Annotated in this window: 22 protein-coding genes; 12 read left to right on the top strand and 10 right to left on the bottom strand. The window is 67.0% G+C overall.

The genetic code is table 11. The annotated features are described in order from the left end of the window. Positions 1 to 1,111: 1,111 nt before the first annotated feature. Positions 1,112 to 2,425, top strand: a complete 1,314-nt coding sequence (locus tag NP552_RS00440; RefSeq protein WP_274096276.1) for a hypothetical protein — start codon at positions 1,112 to 1,114, stop codon at positions 2,423 to 2,425. A 50-nt stretch (positions 2,426 to 2,475) separates the two neighbouring features. Here the strand turns inward: NP552_RS00440 and NP552_RS00435 are convergent, their stop codons facing one another. Then, positions 2,476 to 2,973 carry a PaaI family thioesterase gene (locus NP552_RS00435; protein ID WP_043860059.1) on the bottom strand — a complete coding sequence of 166 codons (498 nt, stop codon included), beginning with the start codon at positions 2,971 to 2,973 and terminating at the stop codon, positions 2,476 to 2,478. Positions 2,974 to 3,064: 91 nt separating this feature from the next. Further along, complete coding sequence (locus NP552_RS00430) at positions 3,065 to 3,718, bottom strand: ArsR/SmtB family transcription factor (protein ID WP_274096275.1); 654 nt, start codon at positions 3,716 to 3,718, stop codon at positions 3,065 to 3,067. Positions 3,719 to 3,785: 67 nt separating this feature from the next. Between NP552_RS00430 and NP552_RS00425 the strand changes: the two genes are divergently transcribed. Beyond that, positions 3,786 to 4,298, top strand: coding sequence for a DUF2938 domain-containing protein (locus tag NP552_RS00425; protein ID WP_196932170.1), 513 nt, complete (start codon positions 3,786 to 3,788; stop codon positions 4,296 to 4,298). A 2-nt stretch (positions 4,299 to 4,300) separates the two neighbouring features. On the opposite strand, the gene NP552_RS00420 is transcribed toward NP552_RS00425, so the two are convergent. Beyond that, entirely contained in the window at positions 4,301 to 4,885 is a 585-nt protein-coding gene (locus NP552_RS00420) for a hypothetical protein (protein WP_274096274.1), read from the bottom strand. A gap of 79 nt (positions 4,886 to 4,964) precedes the next feature. On the opposite strand from NP552_RS00420, the gene NP552_RS00415 reads away from it, so the two are divergent. Further along, positions 4,965 to 5,366, top strand: a complete 402-nt coding sequence (locus NP552_RS00415; protein ID WP_043860056.1) for a low affinity iron permease family protein — start codon at positions 4,965 to 4,967, stop codon at positions 5,364 to 5,366. A gap of 6 nt (positions 5,367 to 5,372) precedes the next feature. Here the strand turns inward: NP552_RS00415 and ycaC are convergent, their stop codons facing one another. Both ycaC and NP552_RS00405 read right to left on the bottom strand, forming a co-directional pair. Beyond that, a complete protein-coding gene (gene ycaC / locus NP552_RS00410; RefSeq protein WP_043860055.1) occupies positions 5,373 to 6,002 on the bottom strand; it encodes an isochorismate family cysteine hydrolase YcaC in 630 nt (209 codons plus the stop codon). Between the two features lie 73 nt (positions 6,003 to 6,075). Next, complete coding sequence (locus NP552_RS00405; protein WP_078481248.1) at positions 6,076 to 6,969, bottom strand: pirin family protein; 894 nt, start codon at positions 6,967 to 6,969, stop codon at positions 6,076 to 6,078. A 96-nt stretch (positions 6,970 to 7,065) separates the two neighbouring features. Here NP552_RS00405 and NP552_RS00400 point away from each other — a divergent pair, with 96 nt between their 5' ends. Beyond that, positions 7,066 to 7,974, top strand: coding sequence for a LysR family transcriptional regulator (locus NP552_RS00400; RefSeq protein WP_173925050.1), 909 nt, complete (start codon positions 7,066 to 7,068; stop codon positions 7,972 to 7,974). A 196-nt stretch (positions 7,975 to 8,170) separates the two neighbouring features. Further along, positions 8,171 to 8,932, top strand: coding sequence for an AraC family transcriptional regulator (locus NP552_RS00395; RefSeq protein WP_054914418.1), 762 nt, complete (start codon positions 8,171 to 8,173; stop codon positions 8,930 to 8,932). Here the strand turns inward: NP552_RS00395 and NP552_RS00390 are convergent, their stop codons facing one another. The 4 genes from NP552_RS00390 to NP552_RS00375 are packed head-to-tail and all read right to left on the bottom strand — an operon-like array spanning position 8,933 to position 13,188. Further along, positions 8,933 to 10,447, bottom strand: coding sequence for an MDR family MFS transporter (locus NP552_RS00390; RefSeq protein ID WP_043860227.1), 1,515 nt, complete (start codon positions 10,445 to 10,447; stop codon positions 8,933 to 8,935). Further along, positions 10,437 to 11,573 carry an HlyD family secretion protein gene (locus tag NP552_RS00385; RefSeq protein ID WP_058540268.1) on the bottom strand — a complete coding sequence of 379 codons (1,137 nt, stop codon included), beginning with the start codon at positions 11,571 to 11,573 and terminating at the stop codon, positions 10,437 to 10,439. The genes NP552_RS00390 and NP552_RS00385 overlap by 11 nt, the downstream gene beginning before the upstream one ends. A 43-nt stretch (positions 11,574 to 11,616) precedes the next feature. Then, complete coding sequence (locus NP552_RS00380; RefSeq protein ID WP_274096273.1) at positions 11,617 to 12,549, bottom strand: alpha/beta fold hydrolase; 933 nt, start codon at positions 12,547 to 12,549, stop codon at positions 11,617 to 11,619. 18 nt (positions 12,550 to 12,567) lie between these two features. Then, positions 12,568 to 13,188 (bottom strand): LysE family translocator, encoded by a 621-nt coding sequence (locus NP552_RS00375; RefSeq protein ID WP_274096272.1) that lies wholly within the window; start codon positions 13,186 to 13,188, stop codon positions 12,568 to 12,570. Positions 13,189 to 13,376: 188 nt separating this feature from the next. On the opposite strand from NP552_RS00375, the gene NP552_RS00370 reads away from it, so the two are divergent. Together NP552_RS00370 and NP552_RS00365 are read left to right on the top strand one after the other, a co-directional pair. Then, positions 13,377 to 13,856: a GNAT family N-acetyltransferase gene (locus NP552_RS00370; protein WP_043860231.1), complete on the top strand. Its 480-nt coding sequence runs from the start codon at positions 13,377 to 13,379 to the stop codon at positions 13,854 to 13,856. Positions 13,857 to 13,865: 9 nt separating this feature from the next. After that, positions 13,866 to 14,240, top strand: a complete 375-nt coding sequence (locus NP552_RS00365) for a DUF2784 domain-containing protein (protein ID WP_043860232.1) — start codon at positions 13,866 to 13,868, stop codon at positions 14,238 to 14,240. 80 nt (positions 14,241 to 14,320) lie between these two features. Here the strand turns inward: NP552_RS00365 and NP552_RS00360 are convergent, their stop codons facing one another. After that, positions 14,321 to 15,295, bottom strand: a complete 975-nt coding sequence (locus NP552_RS00360) for a bile acid:sodium symporter family protein (RefSeq protein WP_043860233.1) — start codon at positions 15,293 to 15,295, stop codon at positions 14,321 to 14,323. 79 nt (positions 15,296 to 15,374) lie between these two features. Here NP552_RS00360 and NP552_RS00355 point away from each other — a divergent pair, with 79 nt between their 5' ends. The 5 genes from NP552_RS00355 to NP552_RS00335 all read left to right on the top strand — a co-directional run bounded on the left by NP552_RS00355 (position 15,375) and on the right by NP552_RS00335 (position 20,615). Beyond that, the gene (locus tag NP552_RS00355; protein WP_054914413.1) at positions 15,375 to 16,181 is read left to right on the top strand and encodes an AraC family transcriptional regulator; all 807 of its coding nucleotides are present in this window, start codon (positions 15,375 to 15,377) and stop codon (positions 16,179 to 16,181) included. Beyond that, positions 16,178 to 17,338 carry a class C beta-lactamase gene (gene ampC / locus NP552_RS00350; RefSeq protein ID WP_274096271.1) on the top strand — a complete coding sequence of 387 codons (1,161 nt, stop codon included), beginning with the start codon at positions 16,178 to 16,180 and terminating at the stop codon, positions 17,336 to 17,338. Before NP552_RS00355 ends, ampC begins: the two co-directional genes overlap by 4 nt. Before the next feature lie 2 nt (positions 17,339 to 17,340). Beyond that, a complete protein-coding gene (locus NP552_RS00345; RefSeq protein ID WP_274096270.1) occupies positions 17,341 to 18,003 on the top strand; it encodes a hypothetical protein in 663 nt (220 codons plus the stop codon). Between the two features lie 87 nt (positions 18,004 to 18,090). Further along, positions 18,091 to 19,425, top strand: a complete 1,335-nt coding sequence (locus NP552_RS00340) for a cation:proton antiporter (protein ID WP_043860236.1) — start codon at positions 18,091 to 18,093, stop codon at positions 19,423 to 19,425. A gap of 143 nt (positions 19,426 to 19,568) precedes the next feature. Further along, positions 19,569 to 20,615 carry a class I SAM-dependent methyltransferase gene (locus NP552_RS00335; protein ID WP_274096269.1) on the top strand — a complete coding sequence of 349 codons (1,047 nt, stop codon included), beginning with the start codon at positions 19,569 to 19,571 and terminating at the stop codon, positions 20,613 to 20,615. The last annotated feature ends 131 nt before the right edge of the window (positions 20,616 to 20,746 follow it).

Here is a 20,746-nt window from a genome sequence, read left to right as displayed (position 1 = left end):
ACAGCCCCAAACAACCTGCTTCTGGCCGCAAGGCCGTGGGAGCGGGCTTGCCCCGCGATCTGGCGCAAAGCGGCAGCAAAACCAGCGCACCCGATTTGCCTGACACACCCTGCACTCAGGTTTTACGACCGCTTCGCGCTCGATCGTCGGCCAAGCCAACTCCCACGCCCTGCGGGCAGCAGCCGACCTCACAGCCCCAAACAACCTGCTTCTGGCCGCAAGGCCGTGGGAGCGGGCTTGCCCCGCGATCTGGCGCGAAGCGGCAGCAAAACCTGCGCGCACGGTTTGCCTGACACACCCTGCGGGCAGAAGCCAACCTCACAGCCCCAAACAACCTGCTTCTGGCCGCAAGGCCGTGGGAGCGGGCTTGCCCCGCGATCTGGCGCAAAGCGGCAGCAAAACCAGCGCACCCGATTTGCCTGACACACCCTGCACTCAGGTTTTACGACCGCTTCGCGCTCGATCGTCGGCCAAGCCAACTCCCACGCCCTGCGGGCAGCAGCCGACCTCACAGCCCCAAACAACCTGCTTCTGGCCGCAAGGCCGTGGGAGCGGGCTTGCCCCGCGATCTGGCGCGAAGCGGCAGCAAAACCTGCGCGCACGGTTTGCCTGACACACCCTGCGGGCAGAAGCCAACCTCACAGCCCCAAACAACCTGCTTCTGGCCGCAAGGCCGTGGGAGCGGGCTTGCCCCGCGATCTGGCGCAAAGCGGCAGCAAAACCAGCGCACCCGGTTTGCCTGACACACCCTGCACTCAGGTTTTACGACCGCTTCGCGCTCGATCGTCGGCCAAGCCAACTCCCACGCCCTGCGGGCAGAAGCCAACCTCACAGCCCCTAACAACCTGCTTCTGGCCGCAAGGCCGTGGGAGCGGGCTTGCCCCGCGATCTGGCGCGTAGCGGCAGCAAAACCTGCGCGCACGGTTTGCCTGACACACCCTGCGGGCAGAAGCCAACCTCACAGCCCCAAGCAACCTGCTTCTGGCAAGCACCCCGGCACCTACCCGCTTGGCGCCCACAATCAATCCATGTGGCAGCCAGATCAAAGACAGCCCCCACCGTCCCCGCCCTAAATGGCCACCACTCACGCCAACCCGGGGACCCCACCACCATGAACCTGCACCCTCACCTGCTTGCCGCCCTCAGCCTGGCTGCGCTGCTGGCCCAGCCATCAGCCCAGGCCATCGAGCTCTACGCCGATGACGAGTCCCACCTGAATGCCGACATCCTGGCGGTGTACGGCCTGTTCAACAGCCGCAAGAACTACGACGCCACGCCCGGCGGCTCGACCTGGCGCGAGGGCTTCATCAAGTATGGAATCAGCGGCGACCAGCGCCTGGCCGGCAACGGCAGTGCCTACGGCGCACTCAGCTGGGTCAGTTCCGCCACCTGGGGCGATGGCGACGCAGCCGGCAACACCGACGGCACCGAGCGCACCACCAAGCTGGAGGACGCCTACCTCGGCTGGCGCTCCGGCGAGCTGTTCCCGTTGCTGGGCAAGGATGGCGTGGATGCCTCGTTCGGCCGTCAGGTGGTCAAGCTGGGCCGCGGCTTTCTGATCAACGACGACGGCCCCAACCTCGGCAAAGGCCCCGCCGACGGCGCGCTGGACCGTGGCGGCGCCTATTACCTGGCGGCGCGCCACGCCTTCGACCGCACCGCCGTGCTGCGCCTGGGCGGCGAGCGTGGCGTGCACGCCAGCGTGCTGTGGCTCAAGTCCGACAACCGCGCCCAGGCCGAGACCGAACTGGCCGCCGGCTCCCTGGACTACACCACCGCGGCCGGCACCCTGGGGCTGACCTGGATTCACGGCCTGGGCGTCACCGAGCAATGGGCCAGCGAATTCCAGCGCCAACGCGACGGCATGGACACCTACAGCCTGCGCGGCGAAGGCAACGCCGGTATCGACAACGCCAGCTTCGCCTTCGAATACGCCTGGCAGGACAAGCAGGCCGGCCCGGAAAAGGCCTGGTACGCCGAGGCCGGCTACACCTTCGCCGAGCTGCCCTGGGCACCCAGCCTGACCTACCGCTACACCCGCTATTCCGAAGGCTGGGATGCCTTGTTCACCGGGCTGAGCACCGGCTACGGCACCTGGTTCCAGGGAGAGGTGGCGGCCAACTACGCGGGGCCGTTCAACAGCAATACCGGGGTGCATCACCTGGGCCTGGTGGCCAAGCCACTGGAGAACCTGACCCTGGGCGCGCTGTATTTCGACTTCGATACCCTGCACACACGCAACGCGCTGAACCTCGGTGCCCGCGAGCTGGACCTGTACGTGGAATGGGCAGTCAGCCCGCACCTGATCGTCAGCCCGCTGGTGGGGCTGTACCAGCCGAAAAAGGACGAGAACACGGGGGGCAATCAGGTGGGCGGCAATGGCACCAACCTGTACAGCCAGGTGACGCTGGCGATGCCGTTCTGAGTTGGCTGGGGCGACGGCCAGGGACATGTCCAAGGCCATCGCCCCCGGGGTTACACGGTCGCGTGGGCCTGTTGCTTGAGGCGTTCGGTGTCGACGCGCACGAACACCGAGTCGGCCGTCACGGTGAGCACGTCGCCGGCCCAGACTTCGCAGATGACCCGGCTCTTGCGCCCCACCTCACCCTCGACCCACGCCTTGAGCACCAGCTCCACGCCCATCGGGGTGGGCTTGAGGTAGGTCAGCGAAAGCTTGCCGGTGACGCAGTCGATGCGCGGCAGGCTGCCCGGCTCGCGGCCTTCGGCGCGGTAGTGCCAGGCCATGGCGGTCCAGTTCGAATGGCAGTCCACCAGCATCGCCAGCAACCCGCCGTACACCAGCCCCGGCCAGCCGGTGAAGGTGGCATCGGGTTCGTGCCGGCACAGCACGTGGCTGCCGTCCTCGGCCCAGTGGCTTTTCAGGTGCAGGCCGCTGGGGTGCGAGGTACCGCAGCCGTAGCACACGCCCTCTGGCGCGGCGAGGTCTTGCAGGGGTAAGGCTTGGGCGTTCATAGGCTTCCTGATTGTTTTTATGGAAAGTCAGACCGTCGATGGTAACGCTGCCAGGCCCGCGCGCGAAAGCGCCAGGGGCCGCCGCAGAGGCTCAGGCCTCCACCGGCAGCCCTGCCGCCTGCCAGTCCGGCAGGCCGCTGTCGAGCCGGCGCACCTTGAAGCCGTGCTCGCGCAAGGCCGCGGTGGCGGTACTCGACAGCACGCACCAGGGGCCACGGCAGTAGGCAACGATCTCCTGGCCCTGCGGCAGTTCGGCCAGGCGCTGCTGCAGCTCGTCCAGTGGCATGCTGATCGCCCCCGGCAAGTGCCCCAGGGCGTATTCCTCGTGGGAGCGCACATCCAGCAGGGTGATGCTCTGCTCGTGCAGGCGCTGCACCAGTTCGTCGCGTGACATCGCCTCCAGGCGCTCCTGAGCACTCATGCTGTCGGCCAGCAGCTCGCGCACCGCCAGGCGGTTGTGCTCGGCGAACTGCCCCAGTGCCGCCAGCACCTCCAGGATCGGCCCACCACCCAGGCGGTACAGCACGCGCTTGCCGTCACGGCGGGTCTGTACCACGCCGGCGCGTCGCAGGTGCTGCAGGTGCTGGGAGGTGTTGGCCACGGACAACCCGCACAGTTCGGCCAGGCGCTCGACCGCACGCTCGCCCTGGGCGATGTGTTCGAGCAGGTGCAGCCGATGCGCATGGCCCAGGGTGCGGGCCAGCTCGGCGATATCGATGAAGTGTTGCTGAGGAAGGTCGGTCATTGACAGGAAGCTATCATTCGCCAATCATTCAATCAATTCATTGAATGTTTTATTCAGGAGCAACGCCATGTCCCCTCTGCTTCCCTTCATCGCCAGTGCCAGCCTGATCGGGCTGCTGGGCACGGCGCTGGCCGACCTGTGGGCCGAAACACAGAAGCGGGTGCTGAAGGTGCCCACGCCCAGCTGGCCGATGGTCGGGCGCTGGGTGGCGCACCTGCGCCATGGTCAGTTCACTCATGACAGCATCGCCAAGGCGCCGCCCGTACCGGGCGAAGCCCTGCTGGGCTGGGCGACGCACTATGTGATCGGGGTGCTGTACGCCGGGCTGCTGCTGGCGATCTTCGGCATCGGCTGGGCCCATAGCCCTACCCTGCTGCCGGCGCTGGCGATCGGTATCGGCACACTGGTGGCGCCGTTCTTCATTCTGCAGCCGGGCATGGGCGCTGGCGTACTGGCCCGTCGCACCCCCAACCCCAAGGTGGCACGCCTGCGCAGCCTGGCGGCGCACACGGCGTTCGGGGTCAGCCTGTTCGTCGCGGCGCTGCTGCTCAATGGCCTGGGCCTGATGCCCCGGGGCTGAGCTCAGGCCTCACGCTGGCACCAGGCGTCTATCAATACGTCCAGCAATGCCTGCGCATCCGTGGTGTTGGCGTCGACCAGGGCAATGGCCCAGCCACAGCCGGCCAGCTCGAAGTGTTCGCGCCAGTTGGGCCACGCCACAAGCCCGGCCAGGTCGAAGGAAAACATGCCGCCCCGCTCGCCATGGCCGCCGTGAATCGACTCGCCCAGGCCGAATGGCTGCGGGTCGAAGGGCTTGAGGCTCACGAAGTACACGTGGTGGGTGTCGTGCTCCGGGGTGGGCGCGCGGTTGCACTGGGAGAAGTCCACCGACTGCCAGCCCAGCTCGCGCTCGTTCATCGGCTGTGCCTGCGCGAGCAGGTAGTCGAGCCCCAGCGTACGCCCACCCGGCCAACCGAGCTGGGTGGCACTGAAGGTTCGCTGGCGCGCCTTGCGTGGGTTGGCAAGCTCGCTCCAGCCCAGCTCGCGGGTCAGCACCAGGCCCTTGAGCAAGCGGTGCTCGCCATTGTTCAGCTCCAGCACGAACTGGCCGTAATCGGTGGGTATCACCCGCACCAGGTGCGTCGGTGCCCCGTGGTCCTGCCCCATGTCGTCTTCCCCTGATGTTACAAAGAATTTCGGCAACGCCGCAGGGTCTACCCAGTAGATCCCCACACAAGAGTCTGCCATGAAATTCGAACGCTTCGCCCAGGGCCTGGCCAAACAGGCCGGTCGCTCGCGCACCTTCCTCATCGCACTGGTACTGATCGTGGTCTGGGCCGTCACCGGGCCGTGGTTCGACTACAACGACACCTGGCAGCTGATCATCAACACCTCGACCACCATCGTCACCTTCCTGATGGTGTTCGTCATCCAGAACACCCAGAACCGCGACAACGACGTGCTGCACATCAAGCTCGACGAACTGCTGCGCTCGACCAAGGCGGCGCACAACGCGCTGATGAACCTCGACCAGCTGGACAACAGCCAGCTCAAGCAGTTGCTCAAGGAGTACCGGGAGATCGGCGAAGACCGCGCCACCGACCTGCCCGCCGATGAAACCGGGGGCAGGCGCGGCGACGCGCAGTGAGGCGGGCTACTGGTTGGCGCCGGTGAGGGTGTTGTAGCTGGTGATCAGGTTGCGGTAGTCGGGGATGTGGTTGGAGAACAGCGCGCCCAACCCTTCGACATCGTTGCGCCAGTCGCGGTGCAGTTCGCAGGCTGCGCCGAACCAGGTCATCAGTTGCGCACCGGCCGACGACATGCGGTCCCAGGCCGCGTCGCGGGTGATCGGGTTGAAGGTGCCGGAGGCGTCGGTGATCACGAACACCTCGAAGCCTTCGGCAATCGCCGACAGCGCCGGGAACGCCACGCACACCTCGGTGACCACACCGGCGATGATCAGCTGCTTCTTGCCCGTGGCCTTGACCGCCTTGACGAAGTCCTCGTTGTCCCAGGCGTTGATCTGGCCGGGGCGCGCGATGTACGGCGCGTCAGGGAACTGCGCCTTGAGCTCGGGCACCAGCGGGCCGTTGGGGCCGCTTTCAAAGCTGGTGGTGAGGATGGTGGGCAGCTTGAAGTACTCGGCCAGGTCGGCCAGCGCCAGCACGTTGTTCTTGAACTTGTCCGGCTCGATGTCACGCACCAGCGAGAGCAGCCCGGCCTGATGGTCGACCAGCAGCACGGCGGCGTTGTTCTTGTCCAGACGGGTGTAGGGAACACTCATGGTCATACTCCTTGCAGGGGTGGTCCGGCGCCGTGGCGCCGGAGTTGGGACAAACGTGAGTTGCATACAGACCCTAGTCGGCGCGTGTGACAGTGCCGCCGCCATTGGTCATCTGGCCGAAGCGCCCGGCGCGAAAATCGGCGAACGCCGCCTCGATCTCGGCATCGCTGTTCATCACGAACGGGCCGTAGCCGACGATGGGTTCATCCAGCGGCTCGCCGCTGAGCCACAGCACCGCCGCCTCGCTGTCGGCCTGCAGCAGCACTTCGTCGCCGGCACGCTCCAGCAGCACCAGTTGTGCCGGGCCCACCGAACGCTCGCCATTGACCGTGACCTGGCCGCGCAGCACCACCAGGGCGCTGCTGTGACCGGCCTGGGCAGGCAACCGCACGGGCTTGCCGGACTTGAGCTGCATGTCCCACACCTGCATCGGCGTGAAGGTGCGCGCCGGGCCGCGATGGCCGTGGTAGTCACCGGCGATCACCCGCAGGCTGCCGGCACCGCCGGGCAGCGCCACGCTGGGGATGTCGGCGGCCAGCAGGGTCTGGTAGCCGGCAGGGGCAGACTTGTGCCGGGCCGGCAGGTTGACCCACAACTGCACCATCTCCAGGGTGCCGCCACTGCGGGCGAACGACGGCGCATGGAACTCTTCATGCAGGATGCCGCCTGCGGCCGTCATCCACTGCACATCGCCCGGGCCGATCAGGCCGCCGGCACCGGTGGAGTCGCGGTGCTCCAGTTCGCCCTGGTAGACGATGGTCACCGTTTCGAAACCGCGGTGCGGGTGCTGGCCGACGCCGCGACGGGCGCTGGTGGGGGTGAAGGCATGGGGCCCGGCGTAGTCGAGCAGCAGGAACGGGCTGATGTGCTGGGCCAGGTTGTCGTAGGTGAACAGGCTGCGTACCGGGAAGCCGTCACCCACCCAATGCGGGTGCGGGCTGCTGTAGACGCCTTGGATCTTTTTCATGAGCTACCTCCTCTCGTGCATGAAGCCAACGATAAGGGCGCAACGCTGAAGGCGGTAGATAGCGTAAAGTGCCCTCAGCGTTCCATTTGGAGAACAGTGGTGGAAGACCTCAACGACCTGTACTACTTCGCCCAGGTGGTCGAGCACGGTGGCTTTGCCGCCGCCGGCCGTGCCCTGGACATGCCCAAGTCCAAACTCAGCCGGCGGGTGGCCGGGCTCGAGGAGCGCCTCGGGGTGCGCCTGATCCAGCGTTCCACCCGGCATTTTTCGGTAACCGACATCGGGCAGGCCTACCACCGCCATTGCGTGGCCATGCTGGTGGAGGCCGAGGGTGCGGCCGAGCTGATCGAGCGCCACCGTGCCGAGCCCCAGGGCATCGTGCGCCTGAGCTGCCCCACGGCGCTGCTGGATTTCTGGGTGGGGCCGATGCTGTCGCGCTTCATGGTGCAGTGCCCGCTGGTGCAGCTGCATATCGAGAGCACCAACCGCCATGTGGACCTGATCCAGGAAGGCATCGACATTGCGCTGCGGGTGCGGGTGCCGCCGCTGGAGAGCAGCGACCTGGTGATGAAGGTGCTGGCCAACAGCACGCAGTTGCTGGTGGCCGCGCCCGGCTTGCTGGCGTCGTTGCCCAGGCCCATCGTGCCCGCCGACCTGGCCGCCTTGCCGAGCCTGCACTGGGGCAACCCGCAGCGCGATTATCAATGGCAGCTCAATGGCCCGGACGGCGCCACGGCCAGCTTGCGGCACACGCCGCGGCTGGTGACCGACGACCTGGTGGTATTGCGCCAGGCGGCGCTGGCGGGCGTGGGGGTGGTGCACCTGCCACTGGTGGTGATCCGCGACGAGCTTGCCCGTGGCGAGCTGGTGCAGCCCACCCCGCACTGGGCACCGCAATGCGGGCTGGTGCACGCGGTGTTTGCCTCACGGCGCGGGCTGCTGCCTTCGGTGCGGCACCTGCTGGATTTTCTGGCCCAGGAGTTTGCCCAGAGCGGGATCGATTGATGTGCCAGGGTTTGCTGGCGCTATGCGCCAGATCGCGGGTCAAGCCCGCTCCCACGGGGATTGCGGCACTCTTTGAATAGGCGCTGTACCTGTGGGAGCGGGCTTGCCCCGCGATCGAATGCACAGCATTCGCTGATCCTGCACCCACCGATCATCAGGCATACTGCCCCCCCACCCTCAATCCCAACGCACCGCCATGCAGCCGATTGTCCCCCTGGCAGAAAACTACCCCCACGGCGAGCGCATCGCCCCGCACTGCCACAACCGCGCCCAGCTGATCCATGCCCTGAGCGGGGTGATCACGGTCAACTCCAGCCAGGGCTGCTGGGTGGTTCCGCCAGGGCGCGGCGTATGGGTGCCCGCCGCCGTCGAACACGACCTGAAGATGGCCGGCCAGGTCCGCATGCGCACCCTGTTCGTCGCCTCCGACGCGCGCCCCGACCTGCCGCTGACCTGCCGCGTGGTGGACATCCCGCCGCTGCTGCGTCAACTGATCATCAGCGCCATGCTCATCCCCGCCGACTACCCGCCCGGCGGGCGTGACGAGCGGGTGATGCAGTTGATTCTGGACGAGATCCGCGTGCTGCCAATTCTGGCCCTGTACGTGCCGCTGCCGGTCGACCCGCAACTGGCCGCGCTGTGCCAGGCCCTGCGCGACGACCCGGCCAGCCCCTGGAGCCTGCAGCGCGCCGCCGCCCACAGCGGCCTGAACGCACGCACCCTGACCCGCGCCTTCCAGCGCGAAACCGGCCTGAGCTTCATCCAGTGGCTGCGCCGCCTGCGCCTGCTGGCCAGCCTCGACGCGCTGGCCGCCGGGCACTCGATCCTGAACGTGGCGCTGGACCTGGGCTACGACAGCCCCAGCGCCTTCAGCGCCATGTTCCGCCGCACCCTGGGGGTCTCGCCCAGTGCCTACTTCGGCAAGACCCCAGCCTACGGCCAGCCCGACGCCGACTAGTCAGCGTGCATGCTGGCGCAGCAGCAGCGACGCCAGCGCACACACCGCCAACGCCACGCACGACACATAGAACGCATCCGAATACGCCATCAGGTAGGCCTGCTGATGCACCGTCTGGTCCAGCTGCGCCAGCACCTGCAGGTGCGCCGGGGCCTGTGCATCGAGCACCCCGCCGGGCAGACGCTGCTGCACGGGTGCATCGAACAGCGTCAGGCTCTCATTGATACGCTGCCCGTGAAACCGTTCGCGCAACGACACCAGCTGCGTCAGCAGCGCCGTGCCCACCGCACCGCCCAGGTTGCGCAGCATCGAGATCAGCGCCGAGGCCGAGCCGGCCTGGGCCTTGTCCAGCCCTTTCACCGCCAGCACCGACAGCGCCACCATGATCAGCGGCTGGCCCAGCCCGCGCACCACCGTGGAGGGGATGATCACGTTCTTCGCCGCGTCCGCCGACAGGTGCGCCCCCAGCCAGCAGCCCAGCGCCATGATCGCGAAGCCGCTGGCCACCAGCACCTTGGCGTTGAGCCAGCGCATCAGGCGCGGCAGCAGCGGCGCCAGCAGCAACTGCACCATGCCGTAGGCGATCAGGCTGATGCCGATTTCGCGGGCGTTGTAGCCCTGCACCTGGGACAGGTAGTTGGGCACCAGAAACACCAGCCCGAAGGTCGCCGCCCCGAACACCGCCATGGCCAGGCTGGCCACGCCGAAGTTGTAGCTGGCCAGCAGGCGCAGGTTGATGAAGGGCCGCGCGCCCCACAGCTGGCGCTGCACGAACAGCGCCAGCGCCACCACGGCAATCACGCTGAAGGTGACGATGAACGCCGAATCGAACCAGTCCTCGCGCCCGCCCTCCTCCAGCACGATCTGCAGCGCGCCCAGCCCCAGCGCCATGGCCGCGATGCCCAGCCAGTCGGCGCCGCGCAACTGGGCGCGGTCGCCGGCCTGCGCCGGGATCGACCACGCCACCGCCGCCAGCAGCGCCACCCCGGGCAGCAGTTGCAGCAGGAAGATCCAGCGCCATGAATAGGCGTCTGTCAGCCAGCCGCCGATCGACGGCCCGGCGGCCTGGGCCACGCTGTTGGAGAGGCTGAACAAGGCCATGCCCAGGGCGATCTTGCTCGGCGGCAGCTCGGTGATGATCAATTGCATCGACAGCGGGATCAGCACCGCCCCCGAAGCGCCCTGGATCACGCGGATGGCGATCATCGCCTGCAGGTTCGGCGCCAGCGCGCAACTGACCGAGCTGATCAGGAACACCAGCGAGCCCACCAGCATCACCCGGCGCAGCGAGAACACCTGCACCAGCCAGGCGGTGAGCGGAATCATGGTGATTTCCGCCACCAGGTAGGCGGTGGAGATCCACGAGCCTTCCTCGAACGTCGCCCCCAGCGCGCCTTCGATTTCCGGCAGCGCGGCACTGGTGACGTGCACGTTCATGCCCGCCATGAAGCAGCCGAACAAGCCACCGATCACCGCCACCCACGCGCGCAGCGATACCTTGTCTTCAGTGCTCATCGCGCACCTGCGCCGTGCGCGTATCGATGGTGGCGATCACCGACATGCCCGGCAGCAGCCGCGGCGTGCCGGGTTCCACCGGGTCGAGGTGAATACGCACGGCAAAGCGCTGCACGATCTTGGTGAAGTTGCCGGTGGCGTTGTCGGGCGGCAACAGCGCGAACACCGCCCCCGAGCCGGGCGAGACGCTGTCGACCGTGCCCTGCCAGTGCCGGCCGAAGGTGTCCACCTCCAGGGTCGCGCGCTGCCCCGGGCGCATGTGTTCGAGCTGGGTTTCCTTGAAGTTGGCCACCACGTAGGCCTGCTCCACCGGTACCACTGCCAGCAGTGGCAGGCCGGGGCTGACGTACTGCTGCACACGCACCTTGCGCTGCCCCACCACGCCGTCGAAGGGCGCCCGTACCTGGGTGTCGGCCAGGGCGTTCTCGGCCAGGGCCAGGGCCGCCTCGGCCTGTTCCAGCTCGGCCTCGCGGCGCACCAGTTCGGCTCGGGCCTCGCGCTGCTGGCTGGCCAGCACCTGGTGGCGGGCCCGCTGCATCGCCCAGCCGGCGTCCGCGCCCTTGAGCGTGGCCTGCGCCTGGGTGCGTGTGGTGCTGGCGCGTTCGGCACGCTGGGCACTCACCGCGTTCATGCCGATCAACTGGCGGTAACGCTGCCAGTCGAGTTCGGCGCGCCGCGCCTCGGCACCGCCCGCCTCGCGCTCGGCGGCGGCACGGGCAATCGCCTGCCCTTGCCCCTCCAGCTGCGCCGCCAGGGTCACCAGCACGGCCTGCTGCGCCTGCACCGAAGCGGTACTGGCGGCCAGCGCCGCACGGGCCTGGCGCACCTGCTGGCGATAGTCGCGGTCGTCCAGCTGTACCAGCAGGTCGCCGGCCTTGACCACGGCATTGTCGGCCACGCTGACCTGGGCCACATAGCCCCCCACCCGCGCACTGATCGGCGCCCAGTCGGCGCGCACGTAGGCATCGTCGGTCTGTTCGTTGAAGCGCCCGCTGTGCCACACATACAAGGCAACCCCTAGTACCGCCAGCGTGCCGGCTGCGCCCAGGGCGCGGCGCAGCGTCATCACGCGCACGCGCTCGGTGGCTTGGGTAACCGGTGGTTCGGGGCTGACCGCCTGGTTCATGTTCGTGCTCCCTGTTGTTGTTCAAGGATGCACTCTAAGGGGGTCAGCGGTTGGCGTTCGCTAGCGTACGGGCCAGTATTCGTCGCGAAATGGACAACCTGCCATCAGCCAGCAGGTAGGTTTGCACCTCGTGCGCACAGGCCTGCGGATCTTCCTGCATGAAGCAGTGCCCGCCGGGCACCTCGCGCAGCTCGACCCTTGGGTTCAGACGCGCCCAGCGCGCCAGCGACACGGGTACGAAGGGATAGGTGGTGATGCCATGCAGCACCCGTGCGGGTGTCTGCACCTGGGCCAGGGCAGCCCACAGCCCGCGCGGGAACGAACTGAACACGTCCACTTCGCGCGCAGGCCGGCACTTGAGCACTACCCCTTCGCCGCAGTCGCCGATGGCGTGGTCCACATAGGCCTGCAGCGCCTCGTCGTGCCAGCCCTTGAAAATGCCGCGCCCGTGCAGCGCGGCGTAGGCCGCCTCGCGGTCGGGCCAGTGGCTGCGCCGGGTGGCGGCCTTGCGTGCCAGGCCGTGGCGACGGTGCATGCCGAACAGCGTCGCCACGCTCATCACCCCCAGCATCGAGCGGCTGAACACCACAGGGTCAAGCAATACCGCCCGCTGAAACAGGCCCGGTTGCAGCGCCAGCATCAAGCCGGTCAGCACCCCGCCGAAACTGTGGCCCATGGCAAAGCACGCCACCTGCCCGTATTCGCCGCGGCCTGCCTGGAAGGCCTCGATCGCCAGCGCGGCGCTGCGGTTCCAGCCCACGAAGGCGCCGCCATGATCGCTGTCGCCATGGCCCTGCACATCGCACAGCCACAGGTCGAAATGCTCGGCCAGGCGCTCCAGCAGCGGCTGGTAGGCCAGGCAGCAGAACCCGGTGCCGTGGATGAAATGCAGCAGCGGCTTGCCGCTGGCGGGTGAGCGCCAGCCGCGCAGGGTGAAGTGTTCGGCGCAGTCATGCGACCAGGGGATCAGTTCCATCGGGACTCGCTGTGGGGGTTACACAAAACCGGATTCTACAAACAGCAGTGGATACAGCGATAGCACCAGCAGTGCGGCCATCAGCCAATTGAACAGCTTGAGCCAGCGTGGTTCCTGCAGCACGGTGCGCAGCGCGCTGCCGAACATCACCCACACGCACACGCTGGGCAGGTTGACCACGGCGAACACCGCGGCGATCACGATCACGTTGGTCAGGTAGCCCTGGCTGGGTGCATAGGTGGTGATGGCGCCCATGGCCATGACCCAGGCCTTGGGGTTGACCCACTGGAAGGCTGCCGCGCCCCAGAAACCCAGGGGCTTGCGCGTGCCGGGTTCGGCGCTGGTCATGGGGCCGGAATTGGCGATCTTCCAGGCCAGGTACAGCAGGTAGCTGGCGCCCACGTAGCGCAGCACGCCGTAGGCCAGCGGATAGGCCTTGAACAGCTCGCCCAGGCCAAGGCCCACCGCCAGTACCAGCACCATGAAGCCGATACTGATGCCCAGCGCGTGTGGAATGGTGCGACGCACACCGAAGTTCACGCCGGAGGCCAGCAACATGGTGTTGTTGGGGCCGGGGGTGATCGAGGAGACGAAGGCGAACAGCACGAAGGCCATCAGCAGGTTGAGCGAGGTGAGCATGGCGGGTGTCCGGCGGTGTGTTGTTGTGAAGTGACACTAACCAAGTCGGTGCGCAGCGCTGCGATACAGTTGGGGGCAATTGTGGCACTACACTTGGCGAGCCCTCACCACCCTCCAGGCTTCCCGTGCCCTCGAGGGGCAATTGCCTTAGGATAACCCTCCTCGATTTCCGGAACAGAAGCCCCGCCATGCCCGTACATATCCGCCCCGCGCGCGTCGAAGACGCCAGCCAGATCCTCACCTTCATCACCGAGCTTGCCGAGTACGAGCGTGCCCGCCACGAGGTGATCGCCACGGTCGCCGATATCGAGCGCACGCTGTTCGGCGAAGGCAGCAGCACCCAGGCGCTGATCTGCGAGCGTGACGGCCAGGCCATCGGCTTTGCGGTGTACTTCTTCAGTTATTCGACCTGGCTCGGCACCCAGGGCATCTACCTCGAAGACCTGTACGTCACGCCCCAGGCCCGCGGCACGGGTGCGGGCAAGGCGTTGCTGCGCCACCTGGCGCAGGAGGCCTGTGCCAAGGGCTGCGGGCGCCTGGAGTGGAGCGTGCTGGACTGGAACGAACCGGCCATCCAGTTCTACAAGTCCATCGGCGCGCAGCCGCAGGACGAGTGGGTGCGTTATCGCATGGAAGGTGAAACGCTGCGCAGCTTCGCCCAGGGTTGAGACCACGCCATGTTCTTTCGATTGGCCGCCGACGGGCTGGTACTGTTTCATCTGACGTTCATCGTGTTCGTGATGCTGGGCGGGTTGCTGGTGCTCAGGTGGCCGCGGCTGTGCTGGCTGCACCTGCCGGCCGTGACCTGGGGCGTGCTGGTGGAGGTGCTGCACCTGCCCTGCCCGCTGACCGAATGGGAAAACCGCCTGCGTGCAGCGGCGGGTGACACCGGCTACCCCGACAGTTTTGTGGAGCATTACCTGATACCGCTGATCTACCCGGCCAAGCTGACGGCAGGCATCCAGCTGTGGCTGGGGGCATTGGTGTTCGTGGTGAATGCGGGGGTCTATGCGTGGTTGTGCTACTCGCGCAGGCGCCGTGCCTTGCGGTGAGTGCTCAGGCCGCTTCGCCGGCAAGGCCGGCTCCTACGGGAGCCTGCCTTGCCGGCGAAGTGGTCACCACAGCACCTGAATCAGGCGCTCACCTCCTCCCGCGCCGCATAGCGCTGCGCCAGCACCGCACACACCATCAGCTGGATCTGGTGGAACAGCATCAGCGGCAAAATCATCGCGCCAATCGCCCCCCCGGCAAACAGCACCTGGGCCATCGGCACACCGGTGGCCATGCTCTTCTTGGAGCCGGCAAACAGGATGGTGATGCGGTCTTCCACGTTGAACCCCAGCCGCTTGCCCAGCAACTGCGTGCACCACAGCACCACCGCCAGCAACACGCAGCACACCAGCGCCAGCCCCAGCAGCCGCACCAGCGGCACCGACTGCCACAACCCGCTGATCACCGCGTCGCTGAACGCGGTGTACACCACCAGCAGGATCGAGCCCTGGTCGACGGTCTTCAGCCAGCGTGCATTGCGCGCCACCCAGGCGCCGATCCAGCGCCGCGCCAGTTGCCCGGCCACGAACGGCACCAGCAGTTGCAGCACGATCTTCAACACCGCATCGAGGTTGGACCCGGTATCGCCCTGCACGCCCATCAGCACCATCACCAGCAACGGCGTCAGCACGATGCCCAGCAGGCTGGAGGCCGCCGCGCTGCAGATCGCCGCCGGGATGTTGCCCCGCGCCAGCGAGGTGAAGGCAATCGCCGACTGCACGGTGGCCGGCAACGCGCACAGGTACAGCACGCCCAGGTACAGCTCGTCGCCCACCAGCGGCAGGAACAGCGGCTTGAACAGCATGCCCAGCAGCGGAAACATCACGAAGGTGCAGCCAAAAACCAGCAGGTGCAGGCGCCAGTGCCCTGCCCCGGCCGCCACCGCCTCGCGCGACAGCTTGGCGCCGTGCAGAAAGAACAGCAGCCCGATGGCCAGGTTGGTCAGCCAGCCAAACACCACCGCGCCCTGGCCCTCGCAGGGCAGCAAGGTGGCCAGTGCAATCACGCCGAGCAGGGCCAGGGTGAAATTGTCGAACAGCAACCGCAGGTGTTTCATGTCACGTCCTGTCTTGTTATTGGGATGGCGCAGACGGTAAGGTTTCTTTTCTTTTCCGACTAACGACAGAACCCCAAGAGTGTCGCCCAAAGGACAACCCCACGCCCCGCGCATCCCGCCCCTGAGCGAGCTCAAGGTACTGCCGCGCCCGCTGTACGGGCAGGCGCAGTCGCTGGCCAACATCGCCCTGGGCTTTCGTCACAAGCATGCCTGGGGGCAACTGTCGTATGCGGCCCAGGGCGTGCTGCATGTGCACACCGGCGCCGGACGCTACGTGGTGCCGCCGCAGCGCGCGGTGTGGATCCCGGCGCATACCCCCCACCAGGTCAGCTGCGCCGACGACACCTGCATCCGCAGCCTGTACATCGAGCACAGCGTGTGGCCGGGCACCCAGTGCCGGGTGATTGGCGTGAATGCCTTGCTGCGCGAGCTGATCCGCACCTTCAGCGGCCTGCCGGTGGCCTACGATACCGAGGGCGCAGACGGGCGCCTGGTCGCCGTGCTGCTCGACCAGCTGGCCAGCGCCCCGCAGGAAGACCTGATTCTGCCGCTGCCCCAGGACACCCGCCTGCGTGCACTGTGCCGGCGCCTGCAGGCACACCCCGAGGACAGCACCGGGCTGGCAGCCTGGAGCCTGAAGTACGGCGTTTCGGAAAAGACCCTGAGCCGGTTGTTTCTGCGTGACACCGGCATGACCTTTCGCACCTGGCGCCAGCGCATGCGCCTGCTCAGTGCGCTGCCAGCACTCAGCCGCGGCGAGCGCGTCACCGACGTGGCCCTGGCCTGCGGCTACGAATCGCTGTCGGCCTTTATCGCCGCCTTTGGCAAACAGTTCGGCCTGTCACCGGGCGAATTCCTCCAGACCCACCGGAAACCCATTACGTGAACCTGTTCAAACCGCACCACCTGCTGAGCGGCCTGCTGCTGGCCAGCCCTGCCGCCTGGGCCGCCACCGTGCCTGACAACCTCGACAACCTGGTAGAGGCCGCCAGCCAGGCCGTGATGCAGGAGCACGCGATACCCGGCATGGCCGTGGCCCTGACAGTCAATGGCCAGCACCACTACTACGACTTCGGTGTGGCCTCGCGCGACAGCGGCCAGGCCGTCGACCGCGACACCCTGTTCGAACTGGGCTCGATCAGCAAGACCTTCAACGTCACCCTGGCGGCCTATGCCCAGGCCACCGGCAAGCTGAAGCTGACCGACAGCCCGGCCAGCTACCTGCCCGAACTGCGCGGCCGGGCCCTGGAAAACACCAGCCTGCTGAACCTGGCGACCCACACCGCCGGCGGCTTCCCGCTGCAGTTGCCAGACAGCGTGCACGACAACGGGCAACTGATGCGCTACTTCAAGCACTGGACCCCGAGCTACCCGGCAGGCACCCGGCGTACCTATGCCAACCCGAGCATCGGCCTGCTCGGGGTGATCAGCGCCCGCCAACTGGACATGAGCTACCGGTCCGCCCTGCAGGACCTGCTGTTTCCGGCGCTGGGCCTGAACAACACCCATCTGCAGGTACCTGCCAACTGGCAGCGTATGTACGCCCAGGGCTATACCCGCGACAACGTCCCCGCCCGGCTGAGCCCTGCGGTGCTGGCCGACGAAGCCTACGGGGTGAAGTCCAGCAGTGACGACATGCTGCGCTTTGTCGAGGCGAACATGGGCCTGGAGAAACTCGATACGCCCCTCAAGCAGGCCATTTCCGCCACCCATACCGGCTACTACCAGGTGGGCCCCATGACCCAGGACCTGATCTGGGAACAGTACCCCTACCCGGTCGCACTGCAGACCCTGCTCGACGGCAATGCCAGCCGCATGGCCCTTGAAACCCTCGACGTCACGCCGCTGCAACCCCCGCTGGCCCCGCAGCAGGCGGTGTGGATCAACAAGACCGGCTCCACCAACGGCTTTGGCAGCTACGTGGCGTTCGTGCCCTCGCAGCGGATCGGCATCGTGATCCTGGCCAACAAGAACTACCCCAATGAAGCGCGGGTGAAGCTGGCCTACCAGATCCTCGGCGCCTTGAACGAAGGTAGCCACTGACCGTGAGCAAACCGGTACGCGACACCCTCAAGCTGCTGTTGCTGCTGGCCGGGCTGTGGGGCTTCGCGCGCCTGCCGCCGAGCCTCGGCGCTAACCTGATACTGGTCGGCGGGCTGGCGGCCGGCGGCATCTATGCGCTGCTGAACCTGTCGCGCCTCTTCGCCTTTCTCAGCTACTGGCCAGGGTCGTTGCTGTACAGCGTGGTCGTGGTGTACCTGTGCAAGCTGTCTGCGCAACGGATGCTCAATGCGCGCTTTGGCATCGAGGTGAACTACCTGGACAACGCGGCGGTGGTATATGGGGCGCTCTATTCCATCCCGTTCTCGCTGATGCTGCTGGGGGTCTACCTGCTGTTGCCCCAGTGGCTGCGCAGGGCGGCTGGCAAACTACGCCCCGGCGCCGCCCCGGCTCCGGCGCAGAAAGTGCCGACGTTCGAACCCTTCTTTGCCGCGGCCCTGGTCTGTTGTGCGGGGTTTGCCCTGCAGCAGCTGGACGAGGGCCTGGAGTACGCCCTGATCGTCGATGCCATGCCCGCCTCCAACTGCGGCCCGGTCGACGCGGGCACTGCATGGCTGCGCAAGAACCACAGCCAGTGCTACAGGCTGCAGGGCAACCCGTTCACCGGCACCTTCAGCCTGCAGCAGGTCGACAGCCCGGCGCCCTGATGCTGCGTGCAGTGAACCTCTGCCGCACCCCGCCCCTCGAATGCTCAGGGGCCAGCGTTGGCCCGACCCCATGCGACGGTGCCTTCGATGAGTTTTACCCTGTGGATCGCCGTGTTCGGCGCCGTGTTGCTGATCCTGGCCCTGACCTCGTCGTACCTGCGCTGGATGCCGGTGACCACCTCGGCGGTGTGCCTGCTGCTGGGCATCGGCATCGGCCCGCTGGGGCTGGGCCTGTTGCACCTGGACCTGGACCACGCCGCCGGCTGGCTCAAGCACCTGACCGAAGTCGCGTTGCTGTTCTCGCTGTTCATCAGTGGCCTGAAGTTGCGCCTGCCGCTGCGCAGCCGTGTCTGGCGGGTGGCATTCGGCCTGGCCGGCCCGGTGATGCTGCTGAGCATCGGTGGCTTCAGCGTGGTGCTGCACTACCTGGGTGACATGGCGTGGGCGCCGGCCCTGCTGATCGGCGCCATCCTTGCGCCCACCGACCCGGTGCTGGCAGCGCTGGTGCAGGTCAACGATGCGCAGGACCACGACCCGCTGCGCTTCGGCCTGTCGGGCGAGGCCGGGCTCAACGACGGCGTGGCCTTTCCCTTCGTGCTGCTGGGCTTGCTGCTGGTGCAGGGCCAGGCCGTCGACGGCTCGGCGCTGTTCACCTGGTTGTGGCGCGACCTGCTGTGGGCGATGCCGGTGGGGTTGCTGGTGGGCTACTGGATGGGCAAGTTGCTGGGGCGCCTGACCCTGACCCTGCGCATCAGCCATGCCGACAGCACGCTCACCCCCAACGACTACCTGGCATTGGCGCTGATTGCACTGGCGTATGTGGTGGCCGACACCCTGCACGCCTATGGGTTTCTGGCGGTGTTTGCCGCCGGGCTGGGGCTGCGCCAGGCCGAGGTGAGCTTCACCGGCGGTTCGCAGACCCCGTCCGAGCACCTGGCGCAACCGGTGGCCGGGCACCTGGAAGCCGCGCCGGAGAATGCGGTGCATGGCGACCTGGACAACCTCGAAGACACCCAGGTGGCGGCCGGGGTGATGATGGGCGACATGCTTGCCTTCGGCAGCCTGGTGGAGCGGGTGATGGAAGTGTTCCTGGTGACCGTGCTCGGCGTGGCGCTGGCCAGCCACTGGGACTGGCGCGCACTGGGCTTTGGCCTGGCGTTGTTCTGCGTGGTGCGCCCGTTGAGCGTGTTGCTGATGCCTTGGGGCAGCCTGCTCGACCTGCGCCAGCGGCTGATGGTCGGCTGGTTCGGCATTCGTGGCATCGGCAGCCTGTTCTACCTGTTCTACGCCCTGAGCCACGGCCTGGGCGGCACGCTTTCGGCGCAGTGCCTGAACATCACGCTGTCGGTGGTGGCGTTGAGCATCGTGGTGCATGGCCTGAGCACGCAACCGATGCTGAACTACTACGGGCGGCGCGGCTGACCGCCCCTGCTGGCGACGTACGCTTCGCCCTTGACCTGCTGCCCCCCTGAACTAGAGTCAAAGGCTGCCCATCAAGGACAGATGGCTGCAGATAGGCGACGTTATCTGCGCGTTCAAGGATGCCAACTAATGGAGTGGTGGCAATGAGCAAACCTGCATCGACCCCTTTCATCCATACCCTTATCAACGACCTCGGCGCTGCCGCGATGTTGCCCAACATCATGCTCGGCGAAGAACTGGGCCTGTACCGGGCCATGGCCGACGGCCAGCCGGTGACCGCCCAGACCCTGGCCACACGCACTGGCTGCAATGCCCGCCTGCTTCGCGAATGGCTCAACGCCCATGCCGCCTCTGGCTACATGCAGCACAACGACGAACATTTCAGCCTTGACGAGCAGCAGGCCCAGGCCCTGGCCCATGAGGACTCCGCCACCTACATTGCTGGCGGCACCCAGGCCATCGCCTCGATGGTGCTCGACAATGACAAGCTGGTGGCGGCGATGCGCGGCGACGGTGGCCTGGCATGGGGCGACCATCATGCGTGCATGTTCGGTGGCGTCGAGCGCCTGTTCCGGCCTGGCTACCGCAACCATCTGGTCGGCAGCTGGCTGCCGGCACTGGAGGGTGTGGTGGACAAGTTGCACGCCGGGGCCCGGGTGGCAGACATCGGGTGTGGTCTTGGCACCTCGACGCTGCTCATGGCCGAGGCCTTTGCGGCTTCGCATTTCGACGGCATCGACTACCACGCGCCCTCGGTGGCCACTGCCGGTCAACGGGCCAGGGACAGCGGCCTGACCGAACGGGTGCGCTTCACCCAGGCCAGCGCCAAGGACTACCCTGGCCGCGATTATGACCTGGTGTGCTTCTTCGACTGCCTGCATGACCTGGGCGACCCGGTGGGTGCGGCCCGGCATGCCTGGCAGGCACTCAAGCCGGGGGGCACGCTGTTGCTGGTGGAGCCGTTTTCGAATGATCGGCTGGACGACAACCTCAACCCGGTGGGGCGTTTGTTCTATGCGGTCTCGACGTTTCTGTGCACGCCCAATTCACTGTCGCAGGAGGTGGGTTTGGGTCTAGGCGCGCAGGCGGGTGAGGCGCGCATTCGGGGTGTGCTTGAAGAGGCGGGGTTCAGCCACATGCGCCGGGCGTGCGAGACGCCGTTCAACCTGATACTGGAGGCGCGCAAGTAGAGGCGACGCGGCAATCGGGTGTCGAGCCACCAGGGCTGACAACTGCGAACATGCAGGCCTGGGTGCGTTGCAACCAATGTGGGAGCCGGCAAGGCCGGCTCCTGCATTTTTAAAACCACCCTGGCCCGCAG

This window comes from Pseudomonas sp. 8209 (genome assembly GCF_028682105.1).
Classification (GTDB): domain Bacteria; phylum Pseudomonadota; class Gammaproteobacteria; order Pseudomonadales; family Pseudomonadaceae; genus Aquipseudomonas; species Aquipseudomonas palmensis.
This window is presented reverse-complemented; position numbering and strand designations above follow the sequence as displayed.